The 14,660-nt window shown below is 65.9% G+C and carries 14 protein-coding genes and 1 tRNA gene; 8 read left to right on the top strand and 7 right to left on the bottom strand.

Going from position 1 to position 14,660, the window contains the following annotated elements; genetic code table 11:
- Positions 1-33 precede the first annotated feature (33 nt).
- From LAQ58_RS04680 to LAQ58_RS04665, 4 genes are all read right to left on the bottom strand, one after another.
- Positions 34-1,494, bottom strand: a complete 1,461-nt coding sequence (locus LAQ58_RS04680; RefSeq protein ID WP_224449452.1) for an RtcB family protein — start codon at positions 1,492-1,494, stop codon at positions 34-36.
- Between the two features lie 110 nt (positions 1,495-1,604).
- The gene (locus LAQ58_RS04675; protein WP_224449451.1) at positions 1,605-2,672 is read right to left on the bottom strand and encodes a DoxX family protein; all 1,068 of its coding nucleotides are present in this window, start codon (positions 2,670-2,672) and stop codon (positions 1,605-1,607) included.
- A gap of 141 nt (positions 2,673-2,813) precedes the next feature.
- Positions 2,814-3,224, bottom strand: a complete 411-nt coding sequence (locus tag LAQ58_RS04670; protein ID WP_224449450.1) for an archease — start codon at positions 3,222-3,224, stop codon at positions 2,814-2,816.
- Positions 3,225-3,249: 25 nt separating this feature from the next.
- The gene (locus LAQ58_RS04665; RefSeq protein ID WP_224449449.1) at positions 3,250-4,167 is read right to left on the bottom strand and encodes a DUF502 domain-containing protein; all 918 of its coding nucleotides are present in this window, start codon (positions 4,165-4,167) and stop codon (positions 3,250-3,252) included.
- 112 nt (positions 4,168-4,279) lie between these two features.
- On the opposite strand from LAQ58_RS04665, the gene LAQ58_RS04660 reads away from it, so the two are divergent.
- From LAQ58_RS04660 to purF, 4 genes are all read left to right on the top strand, one after another.
- A complete protein-coding gene (locus LAQ58_RS04660; protein ID WP_224449448.1) occupies positions 4,280-4,756 on the top strand; it encodes a GNAT family N-acetyltransferase in 477 nt (158 codons plus the stop codon).
- Positions 4,757-4,966: 210 nt separating this feature from the next.
- Positions 4,967-5,200 carry an LSM domain-containing protein gene (locus LAQ58_RS04655; RefSeq protein ID WP_224449447.1) on the top strand — a complete coding sequence of 78 codons (234 nt, stop codon included), beginning with the start codon at positions 4,967-4,969 and terminating at the stop codon, positions 5,198-5,200.
- On the top strand, positions 5,197-5,370 hold the full coding sequence (locus LAQ58_RS04650) for a 50S ribosomal protein L37e (protein WP_117595117.1): 174 nt from the start codon (positions 5,197-5,199) through the stop codon (positions 5,368-5,370). Before LAQ58_RS04655 ends, LAQ58_RS04650 begins: the two co-directional genes overlap by 4 nt.
- A gap of 408 nt (positions 5,371-5,778) precedes the next feature.
- On the top strand, positions 5,779-7,287 hold the full coding sequence (purF, locus tag LAQ58_RS04645) for an amidophosphoribosyltransferase (RefSeq protein ID WP_224449446.1): 1,509 nt from the start codon (positions 5,779-5,781) through the stop codon (positions 7,285-7,287).
- An 18-nt stretch (positions 7,288-7,305) separates the two neighbouring features.
- Here the strand turns inward: purF and LAQ58_RS04640 are convergent, their stop codons facing one another.
- Together LAQ58_RS04640 and LAQ58_RS04635 are read right to left on the bottom strand one after the other, a co-directional pair.
- Entirely contained in the window at positions 7,306-8,184 is an 879-nt protein-coding gene (locus tag LAQ58_RS04640; RefSeq protein ID WP_224449445.1) for an alpha/beta fold hydrolase, read from the bottom strand.
- 77 nt (positions 8,185-8,261) lie between these two features.
- Positions 8,262-8,822: a DUF420 domain-containing protein gene (locus LAQ58_RS04635; RefSeq protein ID WP_224449444.1), complete on the bottom strand. Its 561-nt coding sequence runs from the start codon at positions 8,820-8,822 to the stop codon at positions 8,262-8,264.
- 187 nt (positions 8,823-9,009) lie between these two features.
- On the opposite strand from LAQ58_RS04635, the gene LAQ58_RS04630 reads away from it, so the two are divergent.
- From LAQ58_RS04630 to LAQ58_RS04615, 4 genes are all read left to right on the top strand, one after another.
- A tRNA-Leu gene (locus tag LAQ58_RS04630) sits at positions 9,010-9,094 on the top strand.
- A gap of 192 nt (positions 9,095-9,286) precedes the next feature.
- Positions 9,287-9,808, top strand: a complete 522-nt coding sequence (locus tag LAQ58_RS04625) for a helix-turn-helix domain-containing protein (RefSeq protein WP_224449443.1) — start codon at positions 9,287-9,289, stop codon at positions 9,806-9,808.
- A gap of 45 nt (positions 9,809-9,853) precedes the next feature.
- On the top strand, positions 9,854-11,101 hold the full coding sequence (locus tag LAQ58_RS04620) for an alanine--tRNA ligase-related protein (protein ID WP_224449442.1): 1,248 nt from the start codon (positions 9,854-9,856) through the stop codon (positions 11,099-11,101).
- Positions 11,102-11,164: 63 nt separating this feature from the next.
- The gene (locus LAQ58_RS04615) at positions 11,165-12,313 is read left to right on the top strand and encodes an acyl-CoA dehydrogenase family protein (RefSeq protein ID WP_224449441.1); all 1,149 of its coding nucleotides are present in this window, start codon (positions 11,165-11,167) and stop codon (positions 12,311-12,313) included.
- Positions 12,314-12,326: 13 nt separating this feature from the next.
- Here LAQ58_RS04615 and LAQ58_RS04610 read toward each other — a convergent pair whose 3' ends face one another.
- Complete coding sequence (locus LAQ58_RS04610; protein WP_224449440.1) at positions 12,327-14,660, bottom strand: DUF2298 domain-containing protein; 2,334 nt, start codon at positions 14,658-14,660, stop codon at positions 12,327-12,329.

The following is a 14,660-nucleotide window of genomic DNA, read 5'->3' as shown; positions in this document are numbered from 1 at the left end:
CGGCGAAACGCTCGGAGCGACGAACGTCGGTTCTCACCCTTTGATGTTGCAGACCGGGTAGGTCCGCGCGACTTTGTCGCCGATGCCCAGCGCGTCGGAGACGCGGACGACCTCGTCGACGTTCTTGTAGACGCCCGGAGCTTCCTCCGCGACGGTCGCGCCGCTCTGGGCCTTCACGTAGATGCTGCTCTGGTCGCGCAGTTCCGACTGTACCGTCTCGCCCCAGTACTCCTTCTTCGCGCGAGTCCGACTCATCACCCGGCCCGCGCCGTGGGCGGTCGACCCGAACGAGAGCGACAGTGACCGCTCGCCGCCGCGGAGCACGTAGCTTCCCGCGCCCATACTTCCGGGGATGATGACGGGTTGGCCGACGTCGCGGTACGCCTTCGGGACCTCCGGACGACCCGCCGGAAACGCCCGCGTCGCTCCCTTGCGGTGAACGTACAGTTCGCGCTCCTCGCCGTCTACGTCGTGGGATTCCTTCTTGGCGATGTTGTGCGCGACGTCGTACAGGAGATGCATCTCCATCGCCTCCCAGTCGCGACCGAACACGCGATCGAACACCTGGCGCGTCCGGTGCATCACGAGCTGTCGGTTCACCCACGCGAAGTTGATGGCGGCGCACATCGCACCGTAGTACGCTTCGGCGAGTTCACTTTCCGCAGGTGCGGCGGCCAGTTCCCTGTCGGGCAACTGCGCGAGCAGGTCGCCGTGGCGCTTCTCTATCTTCCGGAGGTAGTCGTTGCACACCTGATGGCCGAGGCCGCGACTTCCGCAGTGGATGAGGACAACTATCTGGTCCTCCGCCAGTCCGTAGGCGTCGGCGACATCCTCACGGAACACGTCGGTGACGCGTTGTACCTCCAGAAAATGATTTCCCGACCCGAGACTGCCGAGTTGCTTTCGGCCCCTGTTCTTCGCCTTCTCCGACACCGCGTCGGCGTCGGCGTCGGGACGACGCCCCTCGTCCTCGCAGTGCAACAGGTCGTCTTCGACCGCGTAGCCCGCTTCGAGCGCCCAGTCGACGCCGCGTTCGAGCACCGCGTTCACCGTGTCGACGTCGGACTCGACGACGCCGCCGCCGCCCAGACCCGACGGAATCGCGGCGAACAGCGCATCTACGAGTTCCTCCTCTTGCCCCTGCAGGTCGTCGTAGGTGAGGTTCGTTCGCATCATTCTGACGCCGCAGTTTATGTCGTAGCCCACCGCTCCCGGCGAGATACAGCCGTCTTTCGCATCTGTCGCCCCCACGCCGCCGACGGGGAAGCCGTAGCCCTGATGGCCATCCGGCATGCAGAGCGCGTGTTTCGTCATCCCCGGCAGGTGAGTCGCGTTCTTCAGTTGCTGCAGCGTCTTGTCGTCGCCGATCTGTTCGAGCAGTTCCTCGCTGGCGAGGACGCGCGCGGGGACGCGCATCTCACCCTCCCGAGGTATCTCCCAGACGTACTCCCGAACCCGTTCGAGACGGACACCGTCGAACTCGCGCGTCGTCATGTGACACCGTAGCACCAGCGGCCGTGAATACGTTGTCCCGATTCGCCAGCTCGAGCGACGCTCTCGCGAACGTGAGAGTCGAAGTCAGAATAAGTCGAAATAAGCCAAAATCAGTCGGCTGCGACGCCCCGTTCCGAGTGGGTCTCGCGCGCCAGCCACCCGTCGAGCGAGAACGGGCCGGCCCCGGTGACGAGCAGCGCCGAGACGAGACCGAAAAGCGAGATGTGCGCCAGCACGGGGTCGTCCGGCAGGCCGAACAGCGTCGTAGTGAAGAGACCGAACGCGACGAGCGACGAAGCGCGCGTGAACGCGCCGAACAGCAGCGCGAAGCCGACGGCGGCCTCGGCCAGTCCCGCGCCGACGACCCACAATTCGGGCAACACGGGGATGACGGCCGTCAGGTCGTACTTCTCGACGACGGCGAGCGCTTCGACGGGGTTCATCAGTTTCTGCGTCACGCCGAGATACATGAACGAGAGGCCCATCCCGACGCGCAGAATCGTCGGGACGAACCCGCGATAGGGCGCGATGCGCCGCTCGAACGGGACAGTGATGCGGCGGTAGAACGGGTCGACGCGCGAGTAGAGCGTCTGGTCGTCGTCGGCCATCCGGGCGATGAGTTGGTCGGCGCTCGGTCGGCCCCCGCCGACGAGGAGGATGGCGAGAAACGCAGGGAGGTACTCGAAGGCCAACAGGAGTTCCGGCCGGAACGCTAACCCGACGAGGTAGCCGAGGAGTCCGACGACGGCGGCGAGACGCGTCGCCAACCCGAACAGGAGCAGAAAGCCGACGACGACGCCGAACAGGCGGGTCGGCGCGGAAACCAGCGGCGTGAAGAAATAGCCCGCGAAGCCCGCCCCCACGAGGGGGAGGCCGACGCTCAGGCGAAGCAGCCACGGCACTAAATCGCGGTAATCGTCCATCACCGCCCGAAACGCGCGAACGTCGTCTCCGGCGGGTCGGTACCGGAGGTAGCCCGCCGCGGCGACGACGACGGCGGCGGCAGTTCCGAGAAGCAGTGCGAGACTCAGTGGATCGGTGGCGACCGTCGCCAGCAGGCGAACGGCGTTGCCCGCGCCACCGCCGTCGACGACGTACTTCACGTGCGCGCTCGCGACGCTGGGGAGCGCGAGCAACGCGACGGTTGCGAACACCGCTCGAAGCGTGCGGGATCTCATGTTCGAATCTCGGTAGCCGAGGGCCCTAAACCCACCGCGCGTAGCTGAATTCGGCGCAACCGGGACGAACGTCCGTGACGGATTCGTCCCGTGGTGCGCGAATCTGCGGCCGTCGAGTCGGTTCGTGGCGACGAATTCGCCTCACACGTCGAAGACGACGTACGCGCGCCAGCCGTCCGGTGTCTCCGAGAGTTCCATCTCCGAGTAGGTGACCGCTTTCACCTCGCGCGCGCCGAGACCGGAGAGCGGGACGCCCCGAGCGTCGGCGTCGACGACCCACCCGCCGCCGTCGCGGCGTACCGTCGCGCGGTTCTCGACGGGCAGAACCTCGCGCACGTCGCGCTCGTAGACGAGTTCGTCTAAGTAGTCGAACAGCGCCGCTTCGCGGCTCTCGGCGCGAACGCGGAGCGAGAATCGCTCGCCTGCGTCGGGGACGGACTCGCACATCGCCGCCGCGAGGCCGTCGGCGACGGCGGCGAAGACGGCGGCGAGCGTCGGACCCTCGGCGGCGACAGCGACGTCAGCCGTGTGCTCGCACAGTTCGTAGCTCATGTGCGGATGGTCGTCTGCCGTCGCATTACTCGCCCCGGTCGGTTTGCGTTGCGCCGACCTGTGTTGCGTCGGTCTGTGACTCGCTGCCGTCGCCGCTATCGACCCCCTCGTCGCTCCCGTCGCCGCCGTCACTGCCGTCACTGCCGTTGTCACCGCCGCTCCCGTCGCCCGCGCCGTTGGACAGCTCGGGTTTCGTCCCCTCGTTTATCGCCGAGAGGCTCCGAAGCTGGCTCTCCGAGAGACCGACCTCCGTCTCCGACGCCGGGCCGATGGCGACGCCGCTGGTGACGATGGCGCGGACGCCCTCCTCGACGGTCATCTCCACGTCGTGAACCTTCGGTTCGGGGACGTGGACGAGGTGACCGCCCATCACCGGGTTCGGCGCCAGCGGCAGAAACATCGTCAGCAGCGCGTCGTGCTCAGTGGCGTCGGTGAGTCGCGGCGGGGTCTCCGTGGTGACGAATCCGAGCGTGTAGACGCCGTCGGCTGGGAACTCGACCAGTTTCACGTCACGGAAGTTCTGGACGTCGCTCTCCAACACCACGTCGCTCATCTGTCGGAAACTGTCGTACACCGCGCCGACGCCGGGAACCGCCCCGAGGACGGCGTCGAAGTAGTCGACGGCGCGCTCGCCGTACTTCGAGCCTTCGACGACGAACCCGACAAAGAGGACGATGCCGAACAGGACGACGGGGGTGAGCAGTTCGATGGCCAACTCCCGATCGATGAAGCTCACGGGGACGCTCACGCCCCACGGAAACCGGACGAGGTAGTCCGAGAGCACGTCGAGGTACTGCGAGACGGCGTCGAGCGCCACCATGAAGACGACGAGCGTGATGACGAGCGGAATCACGACCGCGACGCCGGTGACGGCGGCCTCTTTCAAACGCTCTCGCACCGTCCGGCGAACGCGTCGGTCGACGCGCGGCCGCGACTCGTCCATACTGGATAGACGCGAGTGAGCTACTAAACTGCTTCTTCAGCGTACTGTCACGCGTTGGCGAGGGTCGAAAGGGACGGTGGACTTATAACTACCTCAATACTACGGTGTGGTAGTGAGCGTCAACGTCGAACTGCGCGTCGATAAGCCGGGGCAGTCAACCTACGGGGAGGACGCCTGGGCGCTCAAAGAACGTATCCACGAGCAGGAGGACGTGCTGAAGCAGCGACGCGGCTTCTTCATGGACGCATACCGCCGCTCGAAGACGCACCTGTTCTACGAAGACGAGCGGCTCGTCGGATTCGTCTCGACGCGGCGCGACGGCTACATCCTCTTTCTGGCCGTCGCCCCGGAGGTTCGCGGCGAAGGCTACGGCGAGCGCCTCGTCGCGACGGTGGCCGACGAACACCGGACGGTCACCTGCCACGCGCGGACGACGAACACGGCGGCGTTGAACTTCTACGAGCACATTGGCTTCGAGATAACCCGCCGCATCGACAACTACTACGAGGACGGCGGTAACGCCTACTACCTCCGCCTCGGCGAGGACGGCGGTCTGCGCGAGAAACTCTCCGACTTCGTCCGTCGGTAACGCGGCCGTCGTCGACCTCGCGACGGAGCCTGTCGTCACCGCTCGACGGAAGTTCGATGGCTCTCGAACCGACTTTCGGTCAGTGTCTGGCCTTCGCGACGGGGGTCGAGCCACCGAAATCGCCGCGAGCCACGACGAACCGTGACACGAAGCGCCAATTTCGGCGCTGCATCCGGTATTTTTAATAGTCAAACCGGTGGCGTACTGTTCATGAGCGGACGACCCCTCGACGTACTCGAGGCATCCCTAAACGAGTCGGTCACCGTGCAGTTGAAGGACGGCACGTCCTACTTCGGCACGCTGGCGGGCTACGACCAGCACATGAACGTCGTACTCGAAGAGAGCCTCGAAGACGACGACGGGCTCCTCGGTGGTCTCGACGTCGAGGAAGTCGAAGACACAACGATTATACGCGGCGATAACGTGGTCACGATAACAGCATGACCGGAGCAGGAACCCCGAGTCAGGGCAAGAAGAACAAGACGACGCACGTCAAGTGCCGTCGCTGCGGCGAGAAATCTTATCACGTGAAGAAGAAGGTCTGCTCGTCCTGCGGCTTCGGCAAGTCGGCGAAACGTCGCGAGTACGCGTGGCAGTCGAAAGCGGGCGAGTAATCCCCCTTTACTGCGACGTTCTTTCTCTCTCAGCAACGCCCGGAGCGACTGCGTTTCCTCCGGTTTCCGTTTTTGCGCCGGTCGTCGCTTTCTACTGGTTGTCATTTCTACCGGTCACCGTTTTCCTCCGGCAAACGCTCGTCTCCACCTGACTCGGTTCGTTCCCACTCGGCCTTCCGGACACCCCGCGAACGGCGATTTCGAGCGCCGATTGCGGACGCCGAGCGTGACCACTGACCCCTGAGCGTCGCGTCGATCTCTACGACGGCGCGCCGACGAGTCGAATCGCCCGCGACGTGCGGTGCGTCCCCGGTGACCTAACCAAGATTGTGCATATCTGTGTCCACTATCGACCGAAATACTGCACAACCACGGGTGTTTTTACCCGTGGACCTCTCACCCTCACGTATGCATCAGGGGCGGGCTACCCGTCGAGTCGGAGACGGTCTCAACGAAAAGTGCGGCGTCGTCGGCGTCTCGCTCGACGAACGGGGGGCTGCGCGGCCGTTGTACTACTCGCTGTACGCGCTCCAACACCGCGGACAGGAGTCGGCGGGTATCGTCACCCACGACGGCTTCCAGCAGCACAGCCACGTGGAGATGGGTCTCGTCGGTGACGTGTTCGACGAGGAGTCGCTCTCGACGCTCCGCGGCACCGCGGGCATCGGTCACGTCCGCTACCCGACGGCGGGCGGCGTCAACAGCTGCTGTGCGCAACCGTTCGCCGTCTCGTTCAAATCCGGCTCGCTCGGTCTCGCGCACAACGGCAACCTCGTCAACGCCGACGAACTCCGCTCGGAACTGGAGAATCTCGGCCACGCGTTCACCTCCGACGGCGATACCGAGGTCATCGCGCACGACCTGGCTCGCAACCTCCTGGAGTCGGACCTCGTCCGCGCCGTCAAGCGGACGATGGAGCGAATCCACGGGTCGTACGCGCTCACCATCAGCCACGACGACACCGTCCTCGGCGTTCGCGACCCTGAGGGGAATCGCCCGCTCTGCATCGGAAAGATAGACGGCGGCTACGTCATCGCCTCGGAATCGGCCGCGATCGACACACTCGACGGCGAACTCGTCCGCGACGTGCGACCTGGCGAACTGGTCGTCCTCGAAACCGACGGCAGCGGCTTCGACTCCTATCAACTGGTGGAGAAGGAGAACTCGGCGCACTGTTTCTTCGAACACGTCTACTTCTCGCGGCCCGACTCGGTCATCGACGGCACGCTCGTCTACGAAGTTCGACGCAACCTCGGCCGCGCGCTCTGGGACGAGAGCGGCGTCGAGACGGACGTGGTGATGCCGGTCCCCGACTCGGGACGCGCCTTCGCCACCGGCTATGCCGAGGCGGCGGGCGAGACGACCGCCGACGGCGAGCCTCGGGCCGAGGACGACGACGGCGTCGAGTTCGCCGAGGGGCTGATGAAAAATCGGTACGTCGGTCGGACGTTCATCATGCCGACGCAGGACGAGCGCGAGCGCGCGGTTCGGCTGAAACTCAACCCGATCCGCAGTACAGTGGAGGGCAAGACGGTGACGCTCATCGACGACAGCATCGTCCGGGGCACCACGTCGACGCAGTTGGTCCAACTGCTGCGCGACGCCGGAGCCGAGGAGGTTCACATGCGAATCGGCGCGCCGCCGATTATCGCACCGTGTTACATGGGCATCGACATGCACACTCGCGAGGAGCTCATCGCCGCCGACCGCTCCGTCGCGGAGGTCCGCGACGAGATCGGCGCCGACAGTCTCAGCTACCTCTCTATAGACTCTATCGCCGAATGCCTCCAGAAATCGCGCGCCGACCTCTGTCTGGGTTGCGTCACCGGCGAGTATCCGTACGACATCGACGGCGAGACGACCGATCGCGACGTGACTCGCCCGGCCATCGGCGCCGAAGCGCCCGCCGACGACTGAGAACGACGACCGTCCGGCTCAGTTCCCGTCTTCGCTCCTCGTTACGCTTTCGCTCTCTCCGCCACTTTCGGCGCTCGGAAAGACCGCTCGGGTGAAAAATTCCCGCATTGCCCCGGTGAAGAACTCGGGGTCGTCGAGATTCGAGGCGTGCCCCGCACCCGGAACCTCCTGCACAGTGGCGTTCGGTAGCTCGGCGTGCAGTTTCGGGACGTGACGCCGGATGAACGGTGGTTCGTGTTCGCCGTACAGGACGAGCGTCGGGGCGGTAATCGCTGAGAGGTCAAGGTCCGTCTCGTGGAACGTCACGACCGCGCGAATCACCTTCGCGAACTCCTCGGTCTCCATCTTCGGTCCCGCTTCGCGGAGTCGCTCGACGTTTCCGTAGTCGCCGCTGACGCCCTCTCCCGACAGTCGTTCTTGGAGCCACACCATCGCCTTCTCGACACGTTCGTAGCCGAGCAGTCGAACCGGCAGGACGGTCGCTTGGAGCATCACCGAGCGCTGTAACCACTCGCCTCGGCTCAACAGTTCGGGCGTAAACGTGTCCGCGAGGACGAGTCCTGCTATCCGGTCGGGATGTCTGGCCGTGTACACCTGTGCAATGCAGCCGCCCATCGAGAGCCCGCAGATGACCGGACGTTCGATGCCCAACGCGGTGAGAAACGCGTCGAGGTCGTCGGCGAACAGCTCCATCGAGTAGCGCTCTCTGTCCGACCCGCCGGTACGACCGTGGCCGCGGACGTCGTAGGCGAACGTCGTGTAGTCGTCACCGAGGGCGTCCATCTGCGCCGTCCACTGGGTGTGGTCGAGAATCGCACCGTGGACGAACACGAGCGGCGGGCCGGAGCCTCGTCGCTCGTAGTACGTTTCGACGTCGTTCGTCAGTGCAGTCGGCATAGACCGCTTACGTCGCCTGCGGAGATAACGTCAACTAGAACATATGTAAGGCGTATCGGCCAAGTCGCCCGGCCCCCTCAGTACACCACGTACAGCAGCGCGTAGACGACGTTGCCGAGGACGAACGAGACGAGCCACAGTGCGGCCGCGACGCGACCAATCCGCTTGTGACGCGTCCCGTAAATCTGGGAGACGGGACGGGTTAGTGCCAGGAGGAGGACATAGTACAGAAGCGGGATGCAGACGATGGCGAGGAGGATGTGGATCGCGAGCGTCGGCAGGTAGACCCACTGGTCGACGACCGGGGGACCGGGAAACTCCTGGGTCCCCTGCGAGATGACTTTGTAGAGGTAGAGAACCAGAAACGTCGCGAACAGCACGACGGAGGTGAGCATCATCGCCCGGTGTCTGTCGACGTCGCCGCGGCGGATGGCGCGGACGCCGAGGACGATGGTGACGATGGCGACGGTGCTAATGACTGCGTTGACGTGGGGGATCGCGTCGTACAGCGGCTGAGGCGCCGTCGGAAGCAACACGTCAGGTATCGCGCCGAGCGCCGCGCCGAACACGAGACCGAGCGACACGAGTGTCAGAACTGCCGTCGTCGCCGGGACGTGGTCTCGGACACGGAGTTCCATGGTCGAACTGCGTGTTCGGGCATCAAAACGGTTGCTCTGTTGCCCTCGACGCTGCCGTCGCCGTCGACGCTATCGTCGCCGTGCCGACCGAAAACCGCCACACTGCGAACTGACGACACGCCGCCGTCGAAAGGAAGGGCTTTTAACGAACCGTGCGAAACGACTGAGTGCAGCAAGACACGCGCGAGCGTGGGTAGCCAAGCCAGGCCAACGGCGCAGCGTTGAGGGCGCTGTCCTGTAGAGGTCCGCCGGTTCAAATCCGGTCCCACGCATCGCAAGATGCAGGTGCTAACCCCTCAAAGGGACAAGCACCCACGCACAATCCTTTCCGAACTACGCCGAAAAGCGGTGGCTCTCTCCTCCGTCCGAGCGACCAGTCGGTCACATCGGCCGCGTCACCCGGCTGCGAGCGCCGCCGAAACCGGGGCACGACTTTAAATCAGCAGAGCAAGTAAGGCGGGTATATGGCCAAATACTCCACCGGAAGCGGAGGCGGCGGAGGCAACGGGGGGAGCTGCGAACTCTGTGGCAAAGAGAGTACGAAGCTCCGCCAAGAGAACGTCGCCGGTGCGACACTCATGGTCTGTCCGGACTGCGCCAGCCACGGCGAGAACCGGAGCAAAGAGCGGAAGCACCGCGACCAGTCGCGCGGCCGCGACGAGAGCGAACCCAGCCGGAAAAAACGCGCCGCCCAGCGCGCAGCTAAGATGTACGACGCCGGGAAAGGCGATTCGAAGCACTGGGAGAAGGGAGGGACCAACTACGAGCGCGACCGCCTCCCGTACCTCGTTCGCGACTACGGCGACCGCGTCACCGACGCCCGAGAGGAGACCGGACTCACGACGGGCGATCTCGCGGCCGAACTCGATATCGACGAACGCGACCTCGTCGCGGTCGAGGAAGGGCGGGCGACACGCGCGGGCGTCGGCGGCTCGGTCGTCCGAAAACTCGAAGACCGACTCGGCGTCGAACTGACCGACGAGTAGCTCCGTAACTGTAACTTTTTGTCTGCGTGCCGTCTTGGCACGTCTATGCCTGCCACGCTCGCACCCGCCCACCCCGACGTCCGGACGTTCGAGACGACCGTCGACTCCGTCGACGGCCGCGAGGTTACGCTCTCGAAGACGTACTTCTACGCCGAGAGCGGCGGCCAACCCGCCGACCGAGGCGCGCTCGACGGCGTCCGCGTCGCCGACGTGCAGAGCCGAGACGGCGACATCGTCCACGTGCTCGACGAACCGCCCGCCTTCGAGGCCGGCGACACCATCTCCGCACGCATCGACGACGAGTTCAGAACCTACTGCATGCGGGCGCACACGGCGAGCCACGTCCTCTACGGCGCAGGCCGCGGTCTGCTCGCGGACCTCGGCTACGGCGGCTTCGACATCAGCCCTGAGAAAGTGCGCGTCGACTTCACGACGACGACCGACATCGACGACGAGACACTCGTCGAACTCGAGCGGCGGGTCAACCGCGTCGTCTGGGAGTCGCGGCCGGTGACGTGGGAACAGCGATCGCTGGAGAACGCGCTCGACGACCCGAATATCGCGTTCAACACCAAAACCGAGGAGGGCGTCATGGCCGACGCCGACGCGATTCGCGTCGTCACTGTCGGCGCGCCGACGCGGCGAGGTGACACCGGCGACGGCGGAGAATGCGGAGGTGACGGACCGTGGGACGTGGCCGCCTGCGGCGGGACGCACGTCTCGAACACGCGCGAAATCGGCCCGGTCGAAGTACTGAGTCGCTCGAACCCAGGCGAGGGGATGACGCGCGTCGAGTTCGCCGTCGGGCCGAACGCCGTCGAGCGCCGCGCCGCGGTGAAGCGCGCCGCTCTCGACGCTGCCCGAGAGGTGGGTACGAGCGTCACCGAACTCCCTGCGTTCGTCGCCAAACTCCGATCGGACAAAGAGGAACTGGCTGCCGAGTTGCGCGAGGCGAAGACGGCGATGCTCGCCGCAGACCTCGATTCACTGCCGGCGGTCGAACGAGACGGTTCGACGTGGCGTGTCGGCGTCGTCTCCGGCGTCGGCCCGAACGACGTCGGCGACGAGTTGCAGTCGCGCGTCGGCGACGGAACCGACGCCGTCGCCGTCGCGGGCGAACAAGGGTCGACGTTCGTCGTCGTCGCAACCGACGGCGAAGTGAACGCGGGCGGCGTCGTGGACGAAATCACCGACGAGTTCGGCGGCGGCGGGGGCGGCAGTCCGACGTTCGCGCAGGGCGGCGGGCTGTCGGCGTCGCCCGAAGACGTGGCCGAGTCGCTCCGCGAACCATAAGATAGCGTTTGCCTCAAACTGCAAGTCGGTCATCTTTTTCCATTCGGGACCGAAGCCATGCGTATGGCAACTACAGGGGCGGACTCGTCACTCACCGGCGAGCAGCGAGCCATCCGCGACGTCGTTCGGGAGTTCGCCGTCGAAGAGATTCGACCCACCGCGCGGTCGGCCGACGAGACCGAAACCTTCCCCGAGGAGGTGTGGGATGGACTGGCAGACCTCGATCTGACGGGTCTCACCGTCCCCGAGGAGTACGGCGGTTTCGACGCCGACCGGACGACCTACAGCATCGTCAACGAGGAGGTAGCTTACGGCCAACTTGCCGTGGCGACGGCGCTGTCGGTCCACTGCCTCGCCACCGAGTGCATCGCCGCCTTCGGCACCGACGAGCAGAAGGAAAAGTGGCTACCCGACATGGCGCGCGGGCGCCCGGTCGGCATGTTCGCGCTGTCGGAACCGCAGGCAGGGTCGAACCCCGCGCAGATGGAGACGACGGCCGTCCTCGACGGCGACGAGTATGTCGTCAACGGCGACAAGCAGTGGATCACGAACGGCGAGCGCGGCGAGGTCTGCATCCTCTTCGCGAAGACCGACCCCGACGACCCCTCGTCGGTGACGCAGTTCCTCGTCCCCAAGGACGCCGGTGTCGAAGTCGGCCAAAAGGAGAAGAAACTCGGCCTCCGCGCCAGCGACACGACTGGATTGAAGTTCGACGACGTGCGCATTCCCGCCGAGAATCGGCTCACGGAGGAAGGAAAGGGCCTCTCCGCCGCGTTCCGGATTCTGACCGGCGGCCGCGTCGGCATCGCGTCGCAGGCCGTCGGTCTCGCGCAATCTGCGCTCGACGAGGCCCGAGAGTACGCCCACGAGCGCGAGCAGTTCGACAAACCCATCGCCTCCATCCAGACCATCCGCCACAAGTTCGCCGACATGGCGACGCAGGTCCACGCGTCGCGGCTGATGGTCCGCGAAGCGGCCCGGCAGGAAGACGCTGGAGAAGACAACCGCGTCGCCGCCGCGATGGCGAAGTACCACGCGAGCGAGGCGGCCGTCGACGTGACGAACGAGGCGGTCCAGATCCACGGCGGCTACGGCTACGTCACCGAGTTCGACGTCGAGCGCCTCTACCGCGACTCGAAGATCACGACCATCTACGAGGGGACCAGCGAGATCCAGAAGGAGATCATCGCCCGCGGCGTGCTCGACGACTGAGCGCGTTCTTTTCTCACTCTTCGGAGTCGTCCCACGCCGACTGGTCCACCTCGTAAATCGTCACGCCCTCGTTCTCGTACGCCACTGAGACGCCCTCGTACTGCGAGAAGTCGCGCTCGCCGTACGCCTCGCGTTCGACCGGCCCGTAGTAGATGTACTCCACCTCGTACTGCTGGAGCAACCACTTCGAGTCGATCCACTCGCTCTCGTAGATGGCGTTCACGGCGGTCACGCGCGACCCATACGCCTCCCGGCCGTGGTATCCGGCGACGTGCTCCCACCCGGCGACGGTCGGCACCCCGGTCATCGCAGAGGGAGCGTTGTACCACTGGTACGTCCCCGGCGCTGGCCGCGAGACCATCGTCGGCGTGCCCTCGCGTTCGTCCAACCAGTCGATGGCCTGCGCCTCGTGCGGGTGGTACGTCTCGACGTACGCGGTGCCGTCGAGCGAGAGGCCGAGGTGGGTCGGGTCGTCGCCCGCAGCGCGGTCGATGCGGTCGAGCGAGGATAGCGCGCCGAACGTCCCCGCGAGTACGACCAGTACGACGGCGAGGACGGCGGCGACTTTGTCGGCGTTCGGACCGACCGACAGGCTCCGACCCGTAACGACTCGCTCGCGCGCCCGGCCGAGAATCTCGGCGACCATCGCCCCGGCGGCGACACCCCAGAACAGCCACACCTGCATGTACGCCTTGTACACCGTGTTCCACCGCGGCGCGCCGGGCGAGTACGGCCACACGTCGGCGTAAACGAACTCGACGGCCAGCACGATGCCGAGACCGGCGATCATCAACACCGTCTCGTAGCCGCCGGCGTTGCGGCCGCGGAGCAGGTACCAACCGACGAAAAGCGGGGGCACGAACAGGGCCACTGCGGCGAGGTCAGCTGCGACCAGACCGGCGAAGGCGACGATGCCGACCGCGCCTACTGTGACGACGGTGCGACGCGAGACGGACGGCAGCGCCTCGCGAACCCGCGGCGCGAGAAACAGCGCGAAGATGCCAAGGAACGCGCCGTGGACGAGCAGCAGACCGCCGAGACCGCTTCGAGGCGGCAGGAAGCCGAGTCCCTCGTTCGAGGGCGACCGGAGGAGCGCGGGCGCGATAAGCACCGCCCCGACGATGCCGACCGAGACGCCGAGGCCGGTGGCCAGCGCGGTCCGACCGCCCTCGCGGAACGGCCAGTTCGCGGCGCTTTTCGACCGTTCGACTCTCGCGACGAGTACGCGCGGCAGCAGCGAGAGCGACGACGCGTCCGCGAACAGCAGCGCTAGGGCCGCGAGACCGACCGTCGTCGGGAGCGCCCATGTGCTGATGAGACCGACGATAGCGGCTACTGCCGGCATCGCGACGAAGGCGAGGGCGCGGCGACGTCGACGCTCGACTTTGGGCGTTCGGAAGTACGCGAAGCAGAGCGCCACGAACAGGAGGAGAAACGACGCGCCGACCATGTGCGCGCGGAAGTCGCCGTTGACGTAGGTCCACATCGGAAACACGTCGGGCGTGTTCGGGATGACGTAGCGCCCGTACCAGTGCGTGAACTCCGTCGGCGACTGATACTGCGTCACTACGTCCTCGTAGGGGGCGCGAATCCCACCGAAGAGGATGTGGCCGTACCGGGCGACGAACTCGCGAGGAAGCAGCGCCGTCGAGACGCGAATCGGCGTCGCGAGGTTTCCGGCGAACGCGGTGAGAAACGCGCCGACTGCGCCGCCGAGACGGGCGGAGCGTCCTCTCGCGTCGGCGAGTGCCCCGGTGAGACCGTAGGCGGTGACGACGAGTGTCGCATAGAATCCGGCGAGTCCGACGTTGTACGCGACGTTCGGCGGCGTCGCGGTGAGACGGGTCAGAAGCGCCGTCAGCAGGTAACTTCCGTAGTAGTACCGAATCGATTCGCCGGCGAACCAGATGTCCTCGGGCGGAAGCGCGTCGGTCCGCAGCAGCGCCTTCAGCAGTCCGAAGTCGAGAAACTTCTCGCCGCCGGCTGGAACGATACCCGGATCGAGCGCGCGGAGAAACAGCATGAATCCGAACGCGAGTCCGAACACGCCCGCGACTTCCGCGCAGCGTCGCCAATCGACCGGTCGCTCGGGGGCGGGGAGGAACCGTCTCGTAAGCACCGAGAGCGCGACGAGCGAGACGACAGCGGCGACGAGTCCCCACGGCCACAGCGAGACGTGCCCGACCCAGAACGCGACCAGTCCGAAGACGGTCAGCGAGACGGTGAAGCCGAACGACGCGCCGCGGTCCGGCGTGCGCGGAAACAGCCGACGCGAAATCGGGAGCGAAACCAGGCCGAGCAGGAGCAATAGCAGTAGCCAACGGAGGGAGAGGAGGGCGGCGTTCAC

The organism is Haloprofundus salilacus, from assembly GCF_020150815.1.
GTDB lineage: Archaea > Halobacteriota > Halobacteria > Halobacteriales > Haloferacaceae > Haloprofundus > Haloprofundus salilacus.
Note: the sequence above shows the minus strand (reverse complement) of the source record. Positions and strands in the feature narration are given on the sequence as shown.

Bases quoted from the DNA above. Each gene is read 5' to 3' on its own strand.
- LAQ58_RS04655 (WP_224449447.1), top strand. From the start codon at position 4,967: ATGAGCGGACGACCCCTCGACGTACTCGAGGCATCCCTAAACGAGTCG.
- LAQ58_RS04680 (WP_224449452.1), bottom strand. From the start codon at position 1,494: ATGACGACGCGCGAGTTCGACGGTGTCCGTCTCGAACGGGTTCGGGAG.
- purF (WP_224449446.1), top strand. From the start codon at position 5,779: ATGCATCAGGGGCGGGCTACCCGTCGAGTCGGAGACGGTCTCAACGAA.
- LAQ58_RS04665 (WP_224449449.1), bottom strand. From the start codon at position 4,167: ATGGACGAGTCGCGGCCGCGCGTCGACCGACGCGTTCGCCGGACGGTG.
- LAQ58_RS04640 (WP_224449445.1), bottom strand. From the start codon at position 8,184: ATGCCGACTGCACTGACGAACGACGTCGAAACGTACTACGAGCGACGA.
- LAQ58_RS04620 (WP_224449442.1), top strand. From the start codon at position 9,854: ATGCCTGCCACGCTCGCACCCGCCCACCCCGACGTCCGGACGTTCGAG.
- LAQ58_RS04675 (WP_224449451.1), bottom strand. From the start codon at position 2,672: ATGAGATCCCGCACGCTTCGAGCGGTGTTCGCAACCGTCGCGTTGCTC.
- LAQ58_RS04635 (WP_224449444.1), bottom strand. From the start codon at position 8,822: ATGGAACTCCGTGTCCGAGACCACGTCCCGGCGACGACGGCAGTTCTG.
- LAQ58_RS04650 (WP_117595117.1), top strand. From the start codon at position 5,197: ATGACCGGAGCAGGAACCCCGAGTCAGGGCAAGAAGAACAAGACGACG.
- LAQ58_RS04625 (WP_224449443.1), top strand. From the start codon at position 9,287: ATGGCCAAATACTCCACCGGAAGCGGAGGCGGCGGAGGCAACGGGGGG.
- LAQ58_RS04615 (WP_224449441.1), top strand. From the start codon at position 11,165: ATGGCAACTACAGGGGCGGACTCGTCACTCACCGGCGAGCAGCGAGCC.
- LAQ58_RS04670 (WP_224449450.1), bottom strand. From the start codon at position 3,224: ATGAGCTACGAACTGTGCGAGCACACGGCTGACGTCGCTGTCGCCGCC.